At 72.7% G+C, this 20,659-nt stretch carries 18 protein-coding genes; 12 read left to right on the forward strand and 6 right to left on the reverse strand.

Annotated features, from left to right (window positions below):
* The first annotated feature begins 45 nt into the window (after nucleotides 1-45).
* From AC1QRC_RS14585 to AC1QRC_RS14605, 5 genes are all read left to right on the forward strand, one after another.
* On the forward strand, nucleotides 46-4,812 hold the full coding sequence (locus AC1QRC_RS14585) for an Lhr family helicase (RefSeq protein ID WP_484203997.1): 4,767 nt from the start codon (nucleotides 46-48) through the stop codon (nucleotides 4,810-4,812).
* 121 nt (nucleotides 4,813-4,933) lie between these two features.
* Nucleotides 4,934-6,298 (forward strand): short-chain fatty acid transporter, encoded by a 1,365-nt coding sequence (locus AC1QRC_RS14590; RefSeq protein WP_484203998.1) that lies wholly within the window; start codon nucleotides 4,934-4,936, stop codon nucleotides 6,296-6,298.
* Complete coding sequence (locus AC1QRC_RS14595; protein ID WP_484203999.1) at nucleotides 6,295-7,611, forward strand: amidase; 1,317 nt, start codon at nucleotides 6,295-6,297, stop codon at nucleotides 7,609-7,611. Before AC1QRC_RS14590 ends, AC1QRC_RS14595 begins: the two co-directional genes overlap by 4 nt.
* 768 nt (nucleotides 7,612-8,379) lie before the next feature.
* On the forward strand, nucleotides 8,380-9,054 hold the full coding sequence (locus AC1QRC_RS14600; protein WP_484204000.1) for a TetR/AcrR family transcriptional regulator: 675 nt from the start codon (nucleotides 8,380-8,382) through the stop codon (nucleotides 9,052-9,054).
* A gap of 48 nt (nucleotides 9,055-9,102) precedes the next feature.
* Entirely contained in the window at nucleotides 9,103-9,927 is an 825-nt protein-coding gene (locus AC1QRC_RS14605) for an Fpg/Nei family DNA glycosylase (RefSeq protein WP_484204001.1), read from the forward strand.
* Here the strand turns inward: AC1QRC_RS14605 and AC1QRC_RS14610 are convergent.
* From AC1QRC_RS14610 to rimO, 4 genes are all read right to left on the reverse strand, one after another.
* Nucleotides 9,914-10,243: a helix-turn-helix domain-containing protein gene (locus AC1QRC_RS14610; RefSeq protein WP_484204002.1), complete on the reverse strand. Its 330-nt coding sequence runs from the start codon at nucleotides 10,241-10,243 to the stop codon at nucleotides 9,914-9,916. The genes AC1QRC_RS14605 and AC1QRC_RS14610 overlap by 14 nt on opposite strands.
* A 62-nt stretch (nucleotides 10,244-10,305) precedes the next feature.
* Nucleotides 10,306-10,827, reverse strand: a complete 522-nt coding sequence (locus AC1QRC_RS14615; protein WP_484204003.1) for a CinA family protein — start codon at nucleotides 10,825-10,827, stop codon at nucleotides 10,306-10,308.
* Nucleotides 10,824-11,438 (reverse strand): CDP-diacylglycerol--glycerol-3-phosphate 3-phosphatidyltransferase, encoded by a 615-nt coding sequence (gene pgsA / locus AC1QRC_RS14620; RefSeq protein WP_484204004.1) that lies wholly within the window; start codon nucleotides 11,436-11,438, stop codon nucleotides 10,824-10,826. The genes AC1QRC_RS14615 and pgsA overlap by 4 nt, the downstream gene beginning before the upstream one ends.
* Nucleotides 11,435-12,874 (reverse strand): 30S ribosomal protein S12 methylthiotransferase RimO, encoded by a 1,440-nt coding sequence (rimO, locus tag AC1QRC_RS14625; protein WP_484204005.1) that lies wholly within the window; start codon nucleotides 12,872-12,874, stop codon nucleotides 11,435-11,437. The genes pgsA and rimO overlap by 4 nt, the downstream gene beginning before the upstream one ends.
* Nucleotides 12,875-12,920: 46 nt before the next feature.
* On the opposite strand from rimO, the gene AC1QRC_RS14630 reads away from it, so the two are divergent.
* The 6 genes from AC1QRC_RS14630 (at nucleotide 12,921) to AC1QRC_RS14655 (ending at nucleotide 17,121) form a co-directional block, all read left to right on the forward strand.
* Nucleotides 12,921-14,066: a dipeptidase gene (locus tag AC1QRC_RS14630; protein WP_484204006.1), complete on the forward strand. Its 1,146-nt coding sequence runs from the start codon at nucleotides 12,921-12,923 to the stop codon at nucleotides 14,064-14,066.
* 100 nt (nucleotides 14,067-14,166) lie between these two features.
* A complete protein-coding gene (locus tag AC1QRC_RS14635) occupies nucleotides 14,167-14,373 on the forward strand; it encodes a helix-turn-helix domain-containing protein (RefSeq protein WP_484204007.1) in 207 nt (68 codons plus the stop codon).
* A 42-nt stretch (nucleotides 14,374-14,415) separates the two neighbouring features.
* Nucleotides 14,416-14,946 carry a Clp protease N-terminal domain-containing protein gene (locus tag AC1QRC_RS14640; protein ID WP_484204008.1) on the forward strand — a complete coding sequence of 177 codons (531 nt, stop codon included), beginning with the start codon at nucleotides 14,416-14,418 and terminating at the stop codon, nucleotides 14,944-14,946.
* 82 nt (nucleotides 14,947-15,028) lie between these two features.
* On the forward strand, nucleotides 15,029-15,433 hold the full coding sequence (locus tag AC1QRC_RS14645) for a YciI family protein (protein ID WP_484204009.1): 405 nt from the start codon (nucleotides 15,029-15,031) through the stop codon (nucleotides 15,431-15,433).
* Nucleotides 15,430-15,786, forward strand: a complete 357-nt coding sequence (locus AC1QRC_RS14650) for a YciI family protein (protein WP_484204010.1) — start codon at nucleotides 15,430-15,432, stop codon at nucleotides 15,784-15,786. The genes AC1QRC_RS14645 and AC1QRC_RS14650 overlap by 4 nt, the downstream gene beginning before the upstream one ends.
* Before the next feature lie 3 nt (nucleotides 15,787-15,789).
* On the forward strand, nucleotides 15,790-17,121 hold the full coding sequence (locus AC1QRC_RS14655; protein ID WP_484204011.1) for an RNA polymerase sigma factor: 1,332 nt from the start codon (nucleotides 15,790-15,792) through the stop codon (nucleotides 17,119-17,121).
* On the opposite strand, the gene AC1QRC_RS14660 is transcribed toward AC1QRC_RS14655, so the two are convergent.
* Together AC1QRC_RS14660 and AC1QRC_RS14665 are read right to left on the reverse strand one after the other, a co-directional pair.
* Entirely contained in the window at nucleotides 17,105-17,809 is a 705-nt protein-coding gene (locus AC1QRC_RS14660; RefSeq protein WP_484204012.1) for a two pore domain potassium channel family protein, read from the reverse strand. The two genes, AC1QRC_RS14655 and AC1QRC_RS14660, sit on opposite strands and share 17 nt — an antisense overlap.
* Nucleotides 17,810-17,819: 10 nt before the next feature.
* The gene (locus tag AC1QRC_RS14665) at nucleotides 17,820-20,396 is read right to left on the reverse strand and encodes a DNA translocase FtsK (RefSeq protein WP_484204013.1); all 2,577 of its coding nucleotides are present in this window, start codon (nucleotides 20,394-20,396) and stop codon (nucleotides 17,820-17,822) included.
* A 58-nt stretch (nucleotides 20,397-20,454) separates the two neighbouring features.
* On the opposite strand from AC1QRC_RS14665, the gene AC1QRC_RS14670 reads away from it, so the two are divergent.
* The gene (locus AC1QRC_RS14670; RefSeq protein WP_484204014.1) at nucleotides 20,455-20,643 is read left to right on the forward strand and encodes a hypothetical protein; all 189 of its coding nucleotides are present in this window, start codon (nucleotides 20,455-20,457) and stop codon (nucleotides 20,641-20,643) included.
* The last annotated feature ends 16 nt before the right edge of the window (nucleotides 20,644-20,659 follow it).

The following is a 20,659-nucleotide window of genomic DNA, read 5'->3' on the forward strand; positions in this document are numbered from 1 at the left end:
GCGCAGGCCCACCGCTGTGTCGGTGCGCCGTGACAGGCTCAGCCGGTGACGCTTGACCGATTCTCGCCGGCCACCCGGGCCTGGTTCGATGCCTCGTTCGAGGGGCCGACGACCGCCCAGGCCGGCGCCTGGGAGGCGATCGCCGACGGGCAGCACACCCTCGTCGTCGCCCCGACCGGCTCGGGCAAGACCCTGTCGGCGTTCCTGTGGGCGCTGGACCGGATCTGCACCACCCCCCGGCAGCCGGAGCTGCCCCGTTGCCGGGTCGTCTACGTCTCCCCGCTCAAGGCCCTCGCGGTCGACGTCGAACGCAACCTGCGCTCCCCGCTGGTCGGGATCCGGCACGCCGCGGGCCGCCTGGGCCAGCACGTGCCGGACGTCCGTGTCGCCATCCGTTCCGGTGACACACCCGCGGCCGAGCGTCGCTCCTTCGCCCGGGAGGGCGCCGACGTCCTGATCACCACGCCGGAGTCGCTGTTCCTGCTGCTCACCTCGCGCGCCCGGGAGGCACTGTCGGCGGTCGAGACGGTGATCGTCGACGAGGTCCATGCCGTGGCCGGCACCAAGCGTGGGGCCCACCTGGCGGTGACCCTGGACCGGCTCGACGCGCTCCTGGCCGCGCCGGCCCAGCGGATCGGGCTGTCGGCCACGGTGCGACCGGTGGAGGAGGTCGGACGCTTCCTGGCCGGGGGGCGTCCGGTGACGACGGTGCAGCCGCCCTCGGCGAAGGAATGGGACCTGCAGGTCGTGGTCCCCGTGCCGGATCTGACCGACCCCGGCGCGGTCACGTCCCAGGTCGGGGAGGAGCCGCCCGTCGAGGAGCCACCCCGCGAGGAGCCCCCGCCCGAGGAGCCAATCGAGGAGGGCGCTGGGCCGGTGCTGCCGGACCTGGACGGCGACGACTTCGCCGCGTGGGCGCCGGCGCAGGACCCCCAAGAGCGTGCCTCGGTGTGGCCGCATGTGGAGCACCGGATCGCCGACCTCGTCGCGGGCCACACCTCTACCCTGGTGTTCGCCAACTCCCGGCGTCTGGCCGAGCGGCTCACCTCCCGGCTCAACGAGATCGCCGACGAGGCCGCCGATGAGGCCGCCGGGGGTGCCCGTGGGGCCGAGGACCCGGCCGGGCCTCCCGCCCAGGTGATGGGCCAGGCCGGCGCCGCCCGCGGGGCCCCGCCGGTGCTGGCGCGCGCCCACCACGGATCGGTCAGCAAGGAGCACCGGGCCGAGATCGAGGACGCCCTCAAGGGTGGCCGGCTGCCGGCGGTCGTGGCGACCAGCTCCCTGGAGCTGGGCATCGACATGGGCGCCATCGACCTGGTCGTGCAGGTCGAGTCCCCACCGAGCGTGGCCAGTGGCCTGCAACGGGTCGGCCGCGCGGGCCACCAGGTGGGCGCGGTCTCCCGCGGGGTGCTCTTCCCCAAGCACCGCGGCGACCTCGTCCAGACCGCCGTGGTGGTCGACCGGATGCGGGCCGGCCTGATCGAGCGGCTCACGGTGCCGGCCAACCCGCTCGACGTGCTCGCCCAGCAGGTCGTGGCCATGGTCGCGGTGGACGACTGGGCCGTGGACGACCTCTTCGCGCTGGTCCGGCGCTCGGCGCCGTTCGCCTCCCTCCCCCGATCGCTGCTCGAGGCCACCCTCGACATGCTGGCGGGCCGCTACCCCGGCGAGGACTTCGCCGACCTGCGCCCGCGCGTGGTCTGGGACCGCGTGTCCGGCACCCTGTCCGCCCGCCGGGGCGCGCAGCTGCTGGCCGTCACCAGCGGGGGCACCATCCCGGACCGCGGCCTGTATGCCGTGATGCTGGCCACGGGGGACGGCCCCGGTCGCCGGGTCGGTGAGCTGGACGAGGAGATGGTCTACGAGTCGCGGGTAGGCGACGTGTTCACCCTCGGCACCACCTCCTGGCGCATCGAGGACATCACCCACGACCGGGTCCTCGTGACGCCGGCGCCCGGGCAGATCGGACGGTTGCCGTTCTGGAAGGGCGACACCCTGGGCCGGCCTGCGGAGCTGGGCACCGCCGTGGGGGAGTTCGTCCGGCACGTCGCCGCGGGCCCGGCAGAGCGGGTGCGTGGCGAGCTGCGGGAGTCCGGCCTGGACGGGTGGGCCGCCGACAACCTGGTCGACTACGTCGCGGAGCAGCGCGAGGCGACCGGGCAGGTCCCGGACGACCGGACCCTGGTAATCGAGCGGTTCCGCGACGAGATCGGGGACTGGCGGGTGGTCGTCCACTCCCCGCACGGCACCCCGGTGCACGCACCGTGGGCACTGTGCATCGCGGCCCGGATGCGGGAGCGCTACGGCACGGACGTGCAGGCCATGGCCGCGGACGACGGGATCGTGCTGCGCCTGCCGGAGCTGGATGATGCGGGCTCCCTCGACCGGGACCTGGCCGACCTGCTGACCCTCGACCCCGAGGAGGTCCACGACCTGGTCACCACCGAGATCGGCAGTTCGGCGCTGTTCGCCGCGCGGTTCCGGGAGTGCGCGGCCCGGGCACTGCTGCTGCCCCGGCGCCGGCCCGATCGCCGCCAACCGCTGTGGCAGCAGCGGCAGCGCTCGGCGCAACTGCTTGAGGTGGCCTCCCGGTACCCCTCGTTCCCGATCGTGCTCGAGGCGGTCCGCGAGTGCGTGCAGGATGTCTACGACGTCGCGGCCCTCACCGACCTGATGCGCGGTCTGGCCGACCGTTCGGTGCGGATGGTCTCGGTCGAGACGGCCTCGGCGTCGCCGTTCGCCAGGTCGCTCCTGCTCGGCTACGTCGCCCAGTACCTCTACGAGGGGGACTCCCCCCTGGCCGAACGCCGGGCGGCGGCGCTGTCCCTCGACCCGACCCTGCTGTCCGAGCTGCTCGGCCGCGGCGAGGGCGCCAGCCTCGCCGACCTGTTGGACCCCGAGGTCGTCGAACGCACCGCCGCGGAGCTGCAGCGGCTGGTCCCCGACCGCGCCGCCCGCGACGCCCAGGACGTGCTCGACCTCGTGCGCACCCTCGGCCCGCTGGACACCGCGGAGATCCGAGAGCGCACCCAGCCCGAGCAGCGCGGTGCGGTGCCGGAGTGGATGGCCGCGCTGCAGGAGCAACGACAGGTCATCGAGGTCCGGATCGCCGGACACGCCCGGTGGGCCGATGCCCAGGACGCCGCCCGGCTCAGGGATGCGCTGGGCGTGGCGCTGCCACCCGGCGTGGCTGCGACCTTCCTCGAGCCGGTCGAGGACCCGCTGCAGGACCTCGTCGTCCGTTATGCCCGCACCCACACGCCGTTCCGCCTCGCCGACCTCGCCACACGCCTGGGGCTGGGGACGGCCGTGGCCGCCGACGCGGTCCGACGACTCGTGTCGTCCGGACGACTGGTCGAGGGGAGACTGCGTCCGGACCACGCCGGCGACGACGGGGGGCGCGATGCCTCCGGAACCCACTCTCCCGACCTGTGTGACGCCGAGGTGCTGCGGATGCTGCGCCGCAGGTCCCTGGCGGCGCTGCGTCAGGAGGTCGAGCCGGTCACCCAGCAGGCCTACGCACGGTTCCTGCCCACCTGGCAGTCGGTCGGCACCCTACGCGGGGTGGACGGCGTCCACCGTGCCGTCGAGCAGCTCGCCGGGGCACGCCTGCCCGCGAGTGCGCTCGAGTCCCTCGTGCTGCCCTCCCGGGTGGTCGACTACTCCCCCCTCATGCTGGACGAGCTGATGACCGCCGGCGAGGTGCTGTGGCAGGGGCACGGGCCCATCCCGGGCGACGACGGCTGGATCTCGCTGCACCTCGCCGACACCGCCGACCTCACCCTGGCGCCCCCGGATCCGGTCGACGGCGAGACGTGCGAGCGGATGCTGAGCCTGCTGGAGCCCGGCGGAGCCTACTTCTTCCGGGGGCTGGCCGACACCCTCTCCGGAGCCCTGGCCGCCGATGCCGGAGAGCCGGTGTCCGACGACTCGGTGCTGCAGGCCCTCTGGGAGTTGGTCTGGGCCGGTCGCGTCACCGGCGACACCCTGGCTCCCCTCCGCTCCCTACTCAGCGGCGGCCGGGCCGCCCACCGGTCCCGCCGCCAGGGGGCGCGCTCCACCCGGTGGTCCCGCTCCTCGGTCGCCCTGGGCCGCGGGGCCCGTCCCGCTGCTCCCACCAGGTCCGGACCGCCCACCGGTGCCGGCCGTTGGTCGGCGCTGCCTGCCTCCGCGTCGGACCCCACCGCCCGGGCCCTGGCCACGGCCGAGCAGTTGCTCGACCGCTATGGGGTGCTGACCCGCGGGAGCGTGGTCAACGAGGGCATCCCCGGCGGGTACTCGGGGGTCTATCGCGTGCTGGCCACCGCCGAGGAGGCGGGTCGGGTGCGCCGCGGCTACTTCGTGGAACACCTGGGCGCCGCCCAGTTCGGCTCGACCGGGGCGATCGACCGGTTGCGGGCGACCGGTCAACGCGCCGAGGACCCGCCGGACCAGGAGGTCCTGGTGCTCGCGGCGACCGATCCCGCCAACCCCTACGGCGCCTCGGTCCCCTGGCCCGACCCCGAGGAGGACGCCGACACCACGCACCGGCCGGGGCGCAAGGCGGGAGCCATCGTGGTGCTGGTCGACGGCCGGCTCGCCCTCTACCTGGAGCGGGGCGGACGCACCGCCCTCACCTTCACCGACGACCCCGGCCTGGCATCAGCTGTGGCCAAGAGCCTGGCCGACCAAGTCCGACGCGGCCGGCTCGCGGCCCTGACGGTGGCCAAGATCGACGGGGTGCCTGCACTCTCTGCGGAGCACTCGCTGGCGCAGGCGCTCCAGGACGCCGGGTTCCACACCGCCCCACAGGGGCTCCGGCTACGGCGGTGACCGCTCGGGCCGCGGTCTTGACAGCGGTCAGCCCGCTGCCGACGATAGGGCACTATTGGCTAGGCCAATTTGCCCGCTCTCTGCCCCCGCCCTGCACGCAGGGCTGAACGAAAGCTGACGGATGACCTCACCCACCACTGCCCAGGGGACCCGCCTGTCGCGGGCCATGCGACCGGTGAACCGCGTCGTCGAGAACTTCATCCCCTCGGCACTCGTGTTCGCGATCGTGCTCACCTTCGTGGTGGCCCTCCTGGCACTGCTGCTGACCGACTCCGGCCCGACCGAGGTGGTGCGCACCTGGGGCGACGGCCTGTCCGGGCTGCTGGCCTTCATGACCCAGATGGCGCTCATCCTGATGCTGGGCCATGTCCTGGCGCACACCCGACCGGTGCGCAAGATCCTGCGCTTCGTCGCATCCCTGCCGAAGTCCTCCATGCAGGCCTACCTGTACGTCCTGCTGGCCGCGGCCGCGGCCTCGCTCATCACCTGGGGCCTGGGGCTCATCGTCGGGGCGATGCTCGCCAAGGAGGTCGCCGCGCAGGGCAAGGAACGCGGCATCAAGCTGCACTTCCCGATGCTCGTCGCCGCCGGCTACTCCGGCTATGTCGTCTGGCACATGGGCTATTCCGGATCCGCCCCCCTCACCGCAGCGACCCCCGACTCCTTCGTGTCGGAGTATCTCGGGTCACCCGTGCCGGTCTCGGAGACCACCTTCGCCACCTGGAACATGATTGCCATCGTGGCCACGGTGGCCGCCGTGGCCATCGCGCTCTTCCTCGTGGCTCCGCGGGGTGAGGACAAGATCATCGAGCTCTCCCAGGACCTGCGCGAGGGCGACGTCGAGATCGACGACGAGGTCGTCACCCCCGCGGACCGGGTGGATGCCAGCCGGCTCCCCACGCTCCTGGTCGGGCTGATGCTGACCTTCTATCTGGTGCTCCACTTCGGCGACGGCGGCGGGCTGACGCTGGACGTGGTGAACTGGACCTTCCTGGCCCTGATCCTGCTGCTGGTGCGCAATCCGTTCGAGCTCATCGCGCTGGTGCGCAACGCCGCCTCCAACGTCGGCGAGATCCTCCTCCAGTTCCCCCTGTATGCCGGAATCATGGGGATCATGGGCGGCACCGGGCTGATCGCCGTCCTGTCCGACGCCTTCGTCTCGATCGCCTCCCCCGCCACCTTCGGCTTCCTCGCCTTCCTCTCGGCCGGGCTCGTGAACTTCTTCGTCCCCTCCGGCGGCGGCCAGATGGCGGTGCAGGGCCCGCTGCTGCTCGACGCGGCCGAGAAGATCGGCGTCGACCCGGCCATCGCCATCATGGCGCTGTCCTACGGCGACCAGTGGACCAACATGATCCAGCCGTTCTGGGCGCTGCCCGTGCTGGCCATCGCCGGCCTGAAGATGCGCGACATCCTCGGCTACACGACCGTGACGCTCATCGCATCCGGCATCGCCATGGGAGTCACCATGCTCATCGTGTCGGGATGACCATGACCTGGCCCGGCACCCCAGAGGAGTCCGTCGCCCTGGCGATCGTGGAGGAGGTGGCCGCCTCCCGGACCAATGCCCCGGAGGTCGCTGAGCAGACCCTGCAGGCCGCCGCGGCGGTCGAGGAGCGGGCCGGCGCCTTCGTCGCCCTGGACCCTGAACTCGTGCGGCGCGACGCCGCCGCCTACGAGGCGCGATCCGGGCAGCCACTGTGCGGCCTGCCCGTCGCGATCAAGGACATCATCGACACCGCGGACCAGTCGACGACCTACGGCTCCCCGATCTACGCCGGGCACCGCCCGGCGGTCGACGCTGCGGTCGTGACCCGGCTGCGGGCAGCCGGCGCGATCCCGTTCGGGAAGACGACGACCACCGAATTCGCCCTCTTCGCTCCCACACCGACGCGCAACCCGTGGGACGCCGAGCGCACGCCCGGCGGATCGTCGAGCGGCTCGGCCGCCGCGGTCGCAGCCGGGGCGGTCCCCGTCGCACTCGGCACCCAGACCGCGGGCTCGGTGATCCGCCCGGCCTCGTTCTGCGGGGTCGTCGGGTTCAAGCCGAGCCACGGCTCGATCGACACCGCGGGCGTGAAGGACCTGAGCCCGAGCTTCGACACGGTGGGAATCCTCGCCCGCACCGTGCCCGACGCTGCCCTGGTCTACGCCGCACTCACCGGGGCAGCGACGACCTCGGCGACGCCGGACCCCCGGCGGGTCGACACCGCGGGGCCGGACACCCGACGGGTGGCGGTGTTCCGCACCAGCCGGTGGACCGAGGTCGAGCCAGCGGCGCGAGACGCCTTCGACGCCGCCGTCGACCGCCTGGCGGACACAGCCGTATGGGAGATCCAGCAGCTCGAGTGGAGCACGGACGAGCACGCTGAGCTCACCCGCGCCCAGGAGGTCCTCATGGAGTTCGAGGCGCTCGCCGCCCTGGCGACGGAGTACCACGAGCACCGTGACGAGTGCTCCCCCCAACTGGTCGACTACCTGGACCGCGCGAGCGCCCGGACCGAGGCCGACGCGGCGCAGGCGCGCGAGACGATCAGCCGGGCCCGGGAGTCCTTCGCCGCGGCGCTGGACGGGGCGGCGGGTGTCCTCACCCCCGCGGCCGACGGTGAGGCCCCGTCCCGGGAGACGACCGGAAACCCCTGGTTCAGCAGGGCCTGGACGGCGATGGGTGGCCCCGCCATCAGCCTTCCCCTGCTGCGGGGCGCGCACGGACTGCCGGTCGGACTGCAAGTGGTCGGTCACCGGGGTAGGGACGCCCAACTGCTGACCCTGGCGACGCAGGTCGTGCGGGCGACGACCTGAGGGCCGTCGCCCAGGCGACCACCAGGAGTCCGGCGCCGAGCACGATCCCGTGGCCGATCCGCATACCGGGGGTGCCGAAGAACTGCGGCAGGAAGGTCACCAGACCCAGACCGGTCAGCACTGCGCCCACCCTGGCCGCACCGCCAGCCGACCACAGCCCCCGCACGAGCAGCACGCCGACGGCGGCGAGCAACAGCAGCCCGAGGCCGAACGTGGTCGCTTCCAGGGGCGCTAGGCGGAACGCGTCGGCGATCGCCAGGATGCTGGTGTCGCCGTGCTCGACGGCGTGGGCCCCCACCGCCCGCAGGCCGAAGGTCTCCGCGCCGTAGTACGGCAGCAGCAGAGCCGCGGCGAGCCAGGCGATCAGCTCAGCACGCCGGGCCCCGGCAGCGGGCCAGGGCCACGGCGAGCGGACCGACCAGGCCCGGAGCACCAAGGCGAGTAGGACGAAGCCCACCATCGCGGCAGCATGGCCCAGCAGCCACCCGGTGCCGGCGAAGGCCTGCGCGCCCGCCATCCCGGACTCCGGCACGTACGGCCGCAGAACCGGGTAGGCGATGAAGGCGAGCCCCGCCACCGCGAGGGCGTCGGTCGGCGCCCGGTGCGTGGAACCTGTCGTGGGTGGTGTGGATACGTTCATGAGGAGTCCTCCAGGAGAAACGAGAGCGCCGCTCTCTGTTGTGATCTATCGTCACGCATCCGGCGACACATGGCAAGAGCATTTGTCGCTTGAGTGATCGCTGCTCTCCTTTGTGGCAGGCTGGGGGCATGCCCGACGGACCGACACCACGCCAGGTGGCCCGCGCACAGACGACGGCCCGGATCAAGGAGCTGGCCCTCGCACAGCTCGCCGAGTCTGCGGCGACCGAGCTGTCGCTGCGCGCCATCGCCCGCGAGCTGCACATTGTCTCCAGCGGCATCTACCGCTACTTCGAGGGGCGCGACGCCCTGATCACCGCGCTCATCCTTGAGGCCTACGAGGACCTGGCCGAGCACCTGGAGTCGGCTCCCCTGCGACGCCGGACCGCCCGGTCCCGCTGGGTCGCGGTGTGCGACGCGCTCCGGGAGTGGGCGCGGGAGGCACCGCACCGGTTTGCCCTGATCTACGGCTCCGCGATTCCCGGCTACCGCGCACCGCAGGACACCGTGCCGGCCGCGGCGCGGGTGGTCGCGGCCTTCCTGGCCCCGCTCGCCGGCTCGGATCTCTCGCCGCGGGACGACCGGCCGCCGGCCGCCGACCTCACCCCTGCGATGACATCAGTGAGGGACGGCCTGGAGCTGGAGCTGGACGACCTCGCCATCCTGCTGGGCCTCAGGTCGTTCGCCCAGGTCGTGGGCCTGCTCACGCTGGAGCTGAACGGACACCTAGTGGGCACCTTCGAGCCCGCCGACGCGCTGTATGCCGATCTCGTCGCCCGGGAGGCGCACGCGCTCGGGTTGTGACCTGTGCACCCGCCAGGGCTGCGTGTCGTCGCCGGATAGGCTCGTGTGATGCCCGAGGGTGATGCGGTCTGGCGGACTGCCCGCCGGTTGCACGACGCGCTGGCCGGCGCCGTGCTGCAGGGCGCCGACCTGCGGGTGCCGGCGCTGGCCACCAAGGACCTGACCGGTCGCCGCACCCTGGAGGTGGTGCCGCGGGGCAAACACCTGCTGCACCGGCTGGAGGGCGGGGTGACCCTGCACAGTCACCTCCGGATGGACGGGAGCTGGCGGGTCGTCCGCGTCGAGCGGGGCGGCCGCACCAAGGGGTGGCGACATACGGTCCGGGCGCTGCTCTGGACCGACCGACACCTGGCCGTCGGCGACCAACTGGGGATGCTGGACCTGGTCGAGACCGGGCACGAGGGCACCCTCGTCGGCCACCTCGGGCCGGACCTGCTGGACCCTGCCTTCGACGCTGCCCAGGCCCTGTACAACGTGCTCAGCAGTCCCGGGCGTCCCGTGGCGGAGGCGCTGCTGGACCAGCGCAACCTCGCCGGGATCGGGACGATCTTTGCCAGCGAGCCGCTCTTCGAGCACGGGATCGACCCGTGGGCCGAGGTGGGCGCGGTCGGCGAGGAGGGCCTGACAGCGGTGGTGGACACCGCCCGGCGCCGCATGGTGCACAGCGCCCGGATCGGCTACACCAGCACGACGGGGCTCCCGGGCGCAGGTCAGGGACGGGCCGGGAGCACCCAGACGTGGGTCTTCGGCCGGGTGGGGCAACCGTGCCGGCGCTGCGGCACCATGATCGAGCAGGGAACGGTCGGGCCACAGCCCCGCGAACGGGTGCTGAGCTACTGCCCGTCCTGCCAGCGCGCGGTCAGGCGGCCGTGATGACCCGGCGGCGGATCTCGTCGTGCCGGATCGGCTTGGCCAGACCCTCGGTGAGCATGGTGGCGACCTGCTGGTCGGCGGCCTCGGAGAGGCTGATCCGGTCGGCGACATCGCTCAGCATCTGGGACAGCGGGAGGTCCAGCGCCTTGCAGATGGAGGCGAGCAGCTCCGAGGAGGCTTCCTTCTCCCCGCGCTCGACCTCGCTCAGGTAGCCCAGGGAGACCGAGGCCGAGGCCGACACCTCGCGCAGGGTCCGGCCCTGGTGCTGACGCTGCTCGCGCAGCACATCGCCCAACTCACGTCGAAGCAAAACCATCGCCGAATCCCTCCTTCTCCTGGACTCTTTCGGTGAACTCCCACTGGACTCCACCGGTCGTGTTAGGTCAACCGTACCCTGCCGGGTCCCGAATCGCGGAGGTCATCCCCCGCCAGTGCCGTCAGCAGCAGGTCAATCGCTGCGTCGACGCTGTCCTCACGGATCTGACTCCTCGTCCCGTGCAGGGTCAACGCCCGGGACAGCCGGACTTCTTCCCCGGCACCCGTCAGGCCGGTCACGGCGACGTGCACCGTGCCGACGGGTTTGCCCTCCACGGGGTCCGGCCCGGCCACCCCGGTCGTGGCGATGCCCCAGTCCGCACCGAGCACCCTCCGCGCACCGTCCGCCATCGCCAGCGCGGTCTCGGACGAGACGGCGCCGAGTGTGTCGAGTACCTCGGAGGGCACGGCCAGGACCGCCTGCTTCACCTCGGTCGCGTAGCTCACGATGCCGCCGCGCACCACGGCGCTGGCGCCGGGGACCCCGGTGAGGGCGGCGCTGACCAGACCGCCGGTCAGGGACTCGGCCGTGCCGACGGTGCACTCCTGCCGGAGCAGTTCGCTGATCACGGCGGCCGCGGTCACGGCGCTGCAGCGCCCCGGCGCAGCCGCAGCGCCTGGAGCACGTAGTCCAGCCCGGTCACGACGGTGACCAGCACCGCGGCATACATCACCCACAGACCGGCCGTGTGCAGGATCCCGGTGAGCGGCAGGATGAGCAACAGCAGCCCGAGCCCCTGGAGCGCCGTCTTCAGCTTGCCGCCCCGGCTGGCCGGGATCACGCCGATCCGGATCACCCAGAACCGCAGCAGGGTGATCCCCAGCTCCCGTACCAGGATCACCACGGTGACCCACCAGGGCAGGTCCGCCAGGACGGACAGGCCGACCAGGGCCATCCCCATCAGCGCCTTGTCGGCGATCGGGTCGGCGACCTTGCCGAAGTCGGTGACCAGGCCGCGGCGTCGCGCCAGGTCGCCATCGAGCCAGTCGGTGGCCGTGGCGATGCTGAACACCACGGCCGCCCAGATCCGCATCGTGGTGGACTCCCCGCCCTGGGTCAGTAGCAGCCAGCCGAACAGCGGGACCATCAGCACCCGCAGCACGGTGAGGGCGTTCGGCACGTTCCAGGGGCTCACCCGTTCGCTGGGATCCGCCAGGTGGTCCCCACCACCGCCCTCGACGGGGTCGGGGGTCACGAGGCCACCAGGTCCACACCCTCGGTGCCCACCACCACGGCAGGCACGATGTCGCCGACCGCGACGGACGGCATACCGGTCAGGAGGGTGACCCCGTCGACGTCCGGGCCCTGCTGCTCCGCCCGGCCGACGACCTCGCCGTCCCCGTCGGCGTCGACCTCCTCGACCAGCACGGAGACCATCTCCCCGATCCGCTCCTCGGCGCGCTGGGAGGTGAGTTGCTCGACCAGGTCCCCCACCTCGGCGACTCGTGCGGCCACCGCCTCCGGCGCCAGCTTGCCGTCGTAGCCCTCGGCCTCGGTGCCGTCCTCGTCGGAGTATCCGAAGACGCCCACGACGTCCAACCGCGCGGCGGACAGGAACCCGGTGAGCTCGGCGAGGTCCGCCTCGGTCTCCCCCGGGAAGCCCACGATGACGTTGGAGCGGATCCCCGCCTGCGGCAGCCGGGTCCGGACCTGCTCGAGCAGGTCCAGGAACGACTCACGGTCCCCGAACCGGCGCATCCGGCGCAGCAGTGGCCCGGACGCGTGCTGGAAGGAGATGTCGAAGTAGGGCACCACGCCGGGGGTATCGGCCATCACGTCGAGCAGGTCGGGGCGGATCTCGGCGGGTTGCAGGTAGGAGACCCGCACCCGTTCGATCCCGTCGACCGCGGTCAGCTCGGGGAGCATCTTCTCCAGCAGGCGCAGGTCACCGAGGTCCTTGCCGTAGGAGGTGGTGTTCTCGCTGACCAGGAACACCTCCTTGACGCCGCGCTCGGCCAGCCAGCGGGCCTCGTCGAGGATCTCGTGCGGCCGGCGGGAGACGAACGAGCCGCGGAACATCGGGATCGCGCAGAAGGCGCAGCGTCGGTCGCAGCCGGAGGCGATCTTGAGCGGGGCCCAGGGCCGTCCGTCCAGGCGCGCCCGGACCACGGGCGGGCCCGAGGCCGGCCCGGCCGGCTGTTGGTGCCCGGGGAGCGCGATGCCCTCGATCCGTTCCTGGCGGGCCACCGGCGCGATCGGCAGCAGGGTGCGCCGGTCCCGCGGGGTGTGCGCAGCCGGGGCACGACCATCCAGCACGGCCTGCAGGTTGGCCGACATGTCCCGGTAGGAGTCGAAGCCGAGCACGGCGTCGGCCTCGGGCAGTTGGTCGGCCAGCTGGTTGCCGTACCGCTCGGCCAGACAGCCGACGGCCACGACGGCCTGGGTGCGACCGCTCTCCTTGAGCTCCCCGGCCTCCAGCAGCGCGTCGATCGAGTCCTTCTTGGCCTGCTCGACGAAGCCGCAGGTGTTGACCACCGCGACGTCCGCCTCCCCCGCGTCGTCGACCAGTTGCCACCCCTGCGAGGCCAACCGTCCGGCCAGTTCCTCGGAGTCCACCTCGTTGCGTGAGCACCCCAGCGTCACCAGGGCCACGGTGCGCTGCGGCCGGGAGGTCTCGGTCGCCGAACTCATACCGCCACCTTATGGCCCCCAGAGGCCCACGATGTTCAATGACCCCATGCCGACAGCCGAGTCCTCCTCCCTGGCCCACGTCACCGCGCTGCTGCGCGAGCACCCCCTGGTCGACGGCCACAACGACCTCCCCTGGGCCGCCCGCAAGCTCACCCGCTACGACTTCGACGCACTCGACATCGCCGGCGACACCTCCGACCGGACCCACACCGACCTGCCGCGGCTGGCTGCGGGAGGCGTGGGGGCCCAGTTCTGGTCGGTGTTCGTCCCCTCCGGCCTCAGCGGGGACGACGCGGTCAGCGCGACGCTGGAGCAGATCGACTGTGTGCACGCGATGGTCGACCGGTATGCCGATCGGCTGGGCCTGGCCCGCACCGCGGACGAGGTGGAGCGCGTCTTCGCGCAGGGTCGTGTGGCGTCCCTGATGGGGGCCGAGGGCGGCCACTCGATCAACAGCTCCCTGGGCACGCTGCGGATGCTCTACACCCTCGGCGTGCGCTACCTGACGCTCACCCACAACGACAACACGCCCTGGGCGGACAGTGCCACGGACGAGCCGGAGCACGGTGGGCTGACCGACTTCGGCCGGGACGTGGTGCGGGAGATGAACCGCCTCGGGATGCTGGTCGACCTGTCCCACGTCTCTGCCGACACGATGCGGGACGCGCTGGACACCACCACCGCTCCGGTCGTGTTCTCCCACTCCGGCGCCCGGGCTGTCTGCTCCTCCCCCAGGAACGTGCCCGACGACGTGCTCGAGCGGCTGGCCGGCAACGGCGGGACCTGCATGGCGGTCTTCGTCCCGGCGTTCGTGTCCCAGGCCTGCTGGGACTGGCGCGTCGAGGCCGGCGCCGCCGCCCGGGAGGCGGGCATCGCCCCGACGGACATCGAGGCGTTCACCCCGTTCATGGCCACCTACCAGGAGCAGCATCCACGCCCGGTGGCCACGATCCAGGACGTGGTGCGACACATCGAGCACCTGCGGGAGGTCGCGGGGGTGGACCACATCGGGATCGGGGGCGACTACGACGGCACGGATGTGCTGCCCGAGGGGCTGGAGGACGTCACGGGCTACCCGCGGCTGTTCGCCGCACTGGCGGACCGGGGTTGGTCCGACGCCGACCTGGTGAAGCTGGCCGGCGGCAACGTGCTGCGCACCCTGCGCGGCGCGGAGGACGTCGCTGCCGGCTGAGCGGCCGGCGGGGCTCGCGTGGGTGGACAGACCGGGCACGAGTGGGCGCCGGCGTCAACAACAGTTGACGGGGCGGCTATCGTCAACCTATGTTGACTCCATGGAGAGTGCCACCCTGGTCGCGGCCGCGTCCGACGACGACCCCCGTGCCGGGCTGCGCGCCGTGCGGGCCCTGCGCCGGCTCCTCGAGCAGCTCGAGACTGCCCAGGTGCGCCGGGCCAGGCAGCAAGGCTGGTCCTGGCAGGAGATCGCCGAGGTCCTCGGGGTCAGCAAACAGGCCGTCCACCGCAAGCACCGCAACCGCTGAGCCACGCCCCGCCCGCCCGGGCAGGCACCCTGAGGAGCCGCCATGTTCGAACGATTCAGCCCCTCCGCGAAGGCCGCGGTGAAGGCCGCCCAGCACCAGGCGTCGCAGGGGCGCGCCTCGGAGGTCCGGCCGACCCACCTGTTGCAGGCACTCCTGGCCGAGGACGCCGACGTCACGACCCTGCTGGCCACGCTGGGCACCGAGCCACGCGACCTCCGCAGGGCCCTGGAGGGACACACCGCGGACCTGCCGGACGGGCTCGACGCGGACGACGCCGAGGCCCTGGCCACGATCGGGATCGACCTCGCGGAGGTGACCCGCAGGCTCGGGCCAGACCTGGCCCCGACACGGCGCGGCGCTCACCCGCCGTACGCCCGCGGCACCACGAAGGCGCTGGAGTTCGCCCTGCGGGAGGCGATCAACCTGGGACACCGCGCCATCGACGGCCGGCACCTACTCCTCGGCCTGGCCCGGGGCGGGGACCGCACCGTCACCGACGCGCTGGCCGCTTGCGCCCTGGACCTGCCCACCATCCGGGCCGCGGTGATTGCCCGGGGCAAGGCCGCAGGCTGATGCCCGACGACTGTCGATTCCGGACCCTGTGACCCGTCATGCTGGTGGGAGCGCCCGCTCCCCTGACTACGAAGGAGCACCGATGTCCGACGACTACCTGGTCCTGCTGCCCGACGACGAGGACCGCTGGGCCGACGCGCCGATAGAGGTCCGGCAGGAGACCTACCAGCGCCACGTCGACTTCGCCCGGCTCCTCGCCGAGCGGGGTCACACCGTCCTCGGTGGCGCGGAGTTGGAGCACTCCCGCGAGGCGCGCGTCGTGCGCGGCACCCTGGACGACATCCAGGTCACCCAGGGGCCCTACGCGGAGACGGTCGAGCAGCTCAGCGGCTACTACCTGGTGCGCAGCGACGATCTCGAGGACCTCCTGCAGGTCTGCGGACTGCTCGCCGGCAAGGACGCGGTCGAGGTGCGCCGGGTCGTCCCCGACAGCGACCCCGCGGCGGTCGACGCGGCAGGTGAGCAGGGACGGGAGGACGGGGCATGAGGTACCTGCTGCTGATGTATGGCGACGAGCGGGTCTGGGACGAAGCGGACATCGAGCAGCAGCGTGCCTGGCTGGAGTGCCACGACCGGTTCGACGCCGCCGTCCGCGAGGGCGGGGCGATGCTGGGCGGGGAGGCGCTGGCGTTCGCCGACGCCGCCACGACCCTGGCCCCGCGGGGCGCTGCGGACCGGCGCGAGGTGACCGACGGCCCCTTCGCCGAGTCGGTCGAGCAGCTCGGCGGCTACTACCTGGTGGAGGCCACCGACCTGGACCAGATGATCGGGTTCTGCCACGAGCTACCCGACTACTACCGCCTCGAGATCCGGCCCGTCGTCGAGTTCGAGCGCCCCTGACCGGTGGACGCAGACGGGACCCGGGACGGGTCGGGGGTGGACCCGCAGCAGGCGCTGGACGCTGCGTGGCGGGAGCACTGGTCCCGTCTCCTGGCTCTCCTGGTGACCCGCTACCGCAGGCTGGACCTGGCCGAGGATGGGCTCGGCGAGGCGTTCGCCGCCGCTGCCGCCCACTGGCCGCGTGACGGCGTGCCGGGCAACCCCGCGGCCTGGCTCCTCACGGCCGCCCGCCGCCGGATCACCGACCGGCTGCGCGCCGAGACCGTGGCCGTCCGCAAGGAACCGCTGCTCATCGTGGACGCCGACCTAGCCCGGGAGCGGGCGCAGCCGCGGGCCGACACGGGTGAGGACGTCCCGGACGAACGGCTGCGCCTGGTGCTGCTGTGCGCCCACCCCGCCCTGTCCCCGGAGTCCTCCACCGCTCTCACCCTGCGGCTGGTGGTCGGGCTGCCGGTGGCCGACATCGCCCGGCTCTTCCTGGCGCAGGAGTCGGCGGTCGCCGCCCGCATCACCCGGGCCAAGCGGCGCATCGTCGCCGCCGGTATGCCGTTTGCCCTCCCCTCGCGCGCCGAGCTGGCCTCCCGGGTGGACCGCGTCGCCGACGTCGCCTACCTGGCGTTCACCGCCGGTTACGTCCCGGGGCCGGGGCGCGAGCTGTTCCGCGCCGAGCTGGCCGGCGAGGCCGTGCGGCTGCTGCGGGTGGTGCGAGAGCTGACTCCCCCGACGCCGCACGTGGACATCGTGCTCGCGCTGATGCTGTTGCAGCACTCGCGGCGGGACAGCCGGACCGACCCCGGGACCGGCGGGCTGGTGTTGCTGCCGGACCAGGACCGGGCGCGGTGGCACCGGGAGGAGATCGCCGAGGCCCTCGCGCTGCTGGAGCCCCACCTCACGCGGCCGCCGGCCGGTCCGGGCGCGGAGGCGGCCAGGACCCGGCTGCTGGAGGCCCTCATCGCGGCCGAGCACGCCCTCGCCCCGGCTGCGTCCGACACGCGGTGGGACCGGATCGCCGGCTACTACGGGCAGCTCGAGGCACTCACCGGCTCCCCCGTCGTCCGGCTGAACCGGGCCGTGGCGGTCGCGGAGGCCGAGGGGCCGGAGGCGGGGCTGGCGCTGCTGGGTGAGGACGTGGCCCCCGACCCGTCGCGGGGCGACCCCCACCGGCTCCCCGCCGTCCGGGCCGAGCTGCTGGCCCGGTGCGGCCGGACGCGCGAGGCCGACACGGCATACGGCATGGCGCTCGAGCTGTGCCGCAACGAGGTGGAGCGCGCGCACCTGGCCCGGCGTCGCGCCGCGCTTGCTGCCGGAGGCGGGGCGGTCAGCGGCGGAACTTGATCATCGTCAGCCCGAGCAGGCGGGCCACCACGAGGCCGACGTAGAACAGCCCCATCATCATCTGCAGCATGAGCACCGCGCGGGCCTGGTTGGCCCCGTCACCGACCGAGATGTCGGACAGCCCGGTGTTGGTGAGCGTGGTGAAGGACAGGAAGAGCAGCTCGTTCCAGGTCAGCGCCCCGCCGTGACCAGCGGCGACGTAGGAGCCCGGCCACACCAGTTGCACGACGTCGTGGGTGTAGGCCCAGGCCCAGGCCAGCACCGTGAAGCAGGCCGCTGTCGCGAACAGCTCGTCCCGGCTGACCCAGATGTCGGAGAACATGTAGCGCAACAGCGAGACGCCCGTGAAGAAGTAGAACGCGGCGTGGGCGAGCGCCGAGACCAGCTCGATCGTCGCGTTGTCCGGCAGCACGGCCTCGGCGATGGTCAGCACGAAGACCGGGACCCCGAGGGCCCAGGCGATCCACGTCGTGGCCGGCGTGCGGCGGACCGCCGCGACCGCCAGCACCAGGACCAGCAGCCCCAGCACCGACACCATCGTGCGGCTGGCCCCGCCGGTGCTGGTGAACGGATAGATCAGCAGCGCCGCCACCTGCACCGTCAGCAGCACGGCCGACGGGTTCTCCCGCAGGGCGTCCCAGGCACGCTCGGCCCGGTTGCGTCCCGCGGCGCCCGCGTAGGTGAACATCAGCCCGACGTCAGCCGCGTCCGGTGAGTTCCCAGGCGTCCTCGGACTCCTCGCCCTCCTCGTCGTCCGTGGAGTAGACCGGCCCGTCGGTGTCGGCGTCCACGGTGACCACCGGGTCGTCGTCCTCGTCCGGGGCCGGGGCCGGGGGCTCGGCGCCCTGCAGCACCGCCAACGTGGTCTCCAGGTCCTCCGGCTTGACCAGCACGTCGCGGGCCTTGCTGCCCTCGGACGGACCGACGATGTTGCGCGACTCCATCAGGTCCATCAGGCGCCCGGCCTTGGCGAACCCGACGCGCAGTTTGCGCTGCAGCATCGAGGTGGAGCCGAACTGGGTGGTGATGACCTGCTCGACCGCCTGCAGCAGCAGGTCGAGGTCGTCGCCGATGTCGTCGTCGATGACCTTGGTGGACGCGGGGGCGGTGACGTCCTCGCGGTAGACGGGCTTGAGCTGGGTCGTGACGTGCTTGACGACGTCATCGATCTCGGACTCAGTGACCCAGGCGCCCTGGACGCGCATCGTCTTGGAGGCGCCCATCGGCAGGAACAGCGCGTCACCCTGCCCGATCAGCTTCTCGGCGCCGGGCTGGTCCAGGACCACGCGGCTGTCGGCCAGCGACGAGGTCGCGAACGCCATCCGCGACGGCACGTTGGCCTTGATCAGACCGGTGACCACGTCCACCGAGGGGCGCTGGGTGGCCAGCACCAGGTGGATGCCGGCGGCCCGGGCCAGCTGGGTGATCCGGACGATGGACTCCTCGACGTCGCGCGGGGCGACCATCATCAGGTCGGCGAGCTCGTCGACCACCACGAGCAGGTAGGGGTAGGGCTGCAGCACCCGCTCGGACCCGGCCGGCGGGGTGAGCTTGCCCGCCCGCACCGCCTTGTTGAAGTCGTCGACGTGCTTGAACCCGAACGCCGACAGGTCGTCGTAGCGGTGGTCCATCTCCTTGACCACCCAGGCCAGCGCCTCGGCGGCCTTCTTCGGGTTGGTGATGATCGGGGTGATCAGGTGCGGGATGCCCTCGTATGCCGTGAGCTCCACCCGCTTGGGGTCGACCAGGATCATCCGGACCTCGTCGGGCGTGGCCCGCACCAGGATCGAGGTGATCATCGAGTTCACGAAGCTGGACTTGCCGGATCCGGTGGCGCCGGCCACCAGCAGGTGCGGCATCTTGGCCAGGTTGGCGATGACGTAGCCGCCCTCGACGTCCTTGCCGACGCCCATCACCATCGGGTGGGTGTTGTTGTGCGCCGCCTGGCTGCGCAGCACGTCGCCCAGGCTGACGTTCTCGCGGTCGGTGTTGGGGATCTCGACGCCGACCGCCGACTTGCCCGGGATCGGGGACAGGATGCGCACCTCGGCGGAGGCCACGGCATACGCGATGTTCTTGGACAGCGCGGTGATCCGCTCCACCTTCACACCCGGCCCGAGCTCCACCTCGTAGCGGGTGACCGTCGGCCCGCGCATGAACCCGGTGACCTGGGCGTCGACCCCGAAGTCGTCGAGCACGCCGGTGAGGGCGTCGACCACCTTGTCGTTGGCGGCCGAGCGGGCCTTGTGCGGGCTGCCCGGCTTGAGCAGTTCGTTGTCCGGCAGCGTGTAGGTGACGTCCCCGGCCAGCACCAGCTGCTCCACCCGCTGCGGCAGCGGCGTGGTGGGCGGCGGCTCCAGCTCCTCCTTGGCACCGGCCGGCGGGTTCTTCACCCCGGGGATCCCGGCGGGCTTGGCGCCGGGGCGCGGGATCGGCTGGGTGTCGTCCTCGCCCCGTCCGGGCGCACCCGCCTTCCCCTTGGCGGTGTCGGGGGCGCCCGGCTCGCCGTCCTCCTCCCGTGCGCGGGATCGGTCCTGGGCCTTGGCGCGCAGCGAGCGGCCCTTCTTGGTCTCGACCTCGGCGGCCTGGTCGAAGGCCTGGTCGCCCTCGCGGTCCCCGCCCTGCTGCCGCTGCCGGCGGGTGCGGGCGGGCTTGCGGGTGGCGTCGGGCACCAGGCCGTCGTCGTCCTCGGTGTCCCGGTCGAAGCGGGCGGAGTCGAAGAGGTTCTGCTCCAGCTCGCGCAGCCGCTCCGGGATCCGGTGGACCGGCGTCGCGGTGACCACGAGCAGGCCGAAGATGGCCAGCAGGAGCAGGAGGGGCACGGTGACGAACACCGACAGTGCCGTGCTGATGGGGCTGGCCACGATGAAGCCGACGATCCCGCCGGCGCCGCGGATCACCTCGGCCCCCTCGCCGTAGTCGGGCGAGCCGAGGGTCACGTGGGTCAGGCCGCACGCGGCCAGGGTCAGCGCGGAGGTGCCGATGACAAGCCGGTTGGTGGCCGCCTGCTCCTGGGGAGCACGCAGCAGCCGGATGCCGAAGAGCAGCAGCACGACCGGCAGCGCCAGCGCCACCCGGCCGAAGGTGCCGGCCGCGACCGCGTGGATCGCGTCGCCCACCATCCCCTGGAGGTTCCACCACTCGCGCACGGCCACGATGAGCGCGAGCGCGATCAGCAGGAAGCCCACCCCGTCCCTGCGGTGCTCGGGCTCCAGGTCACGGGCCGTGTTGCCCACCTTGCGCACCGCGCCTCCGGTCACTGTCGCCATACCCATCCATGTCCCTCGGGCCGCGCGCCAGGGCCACGGCGCCCGGTCCTTGCGGACCGGACGCGTGCTCCTGCTGCGCGACGTGCTGTTCGATCTCTTCGACCGGCCGGAACTGCTGCGGCTGCCGGGCCCGCTGCGCGCGGAACCGGTCGACCGGCCCGCCTGCGGGCGCGTCGCACTCTTCCGCTGGCCACCGGAGGTGGAGCGGGCAGCAGTCGTCGCAGTCTTGGCCACGCTGGCACGGTACGCCTAAATCACGCTGGCATCAC

The sequence above is a fragment of the Ornithinicoccus sp. genome, from assembly GCF_057176825.1.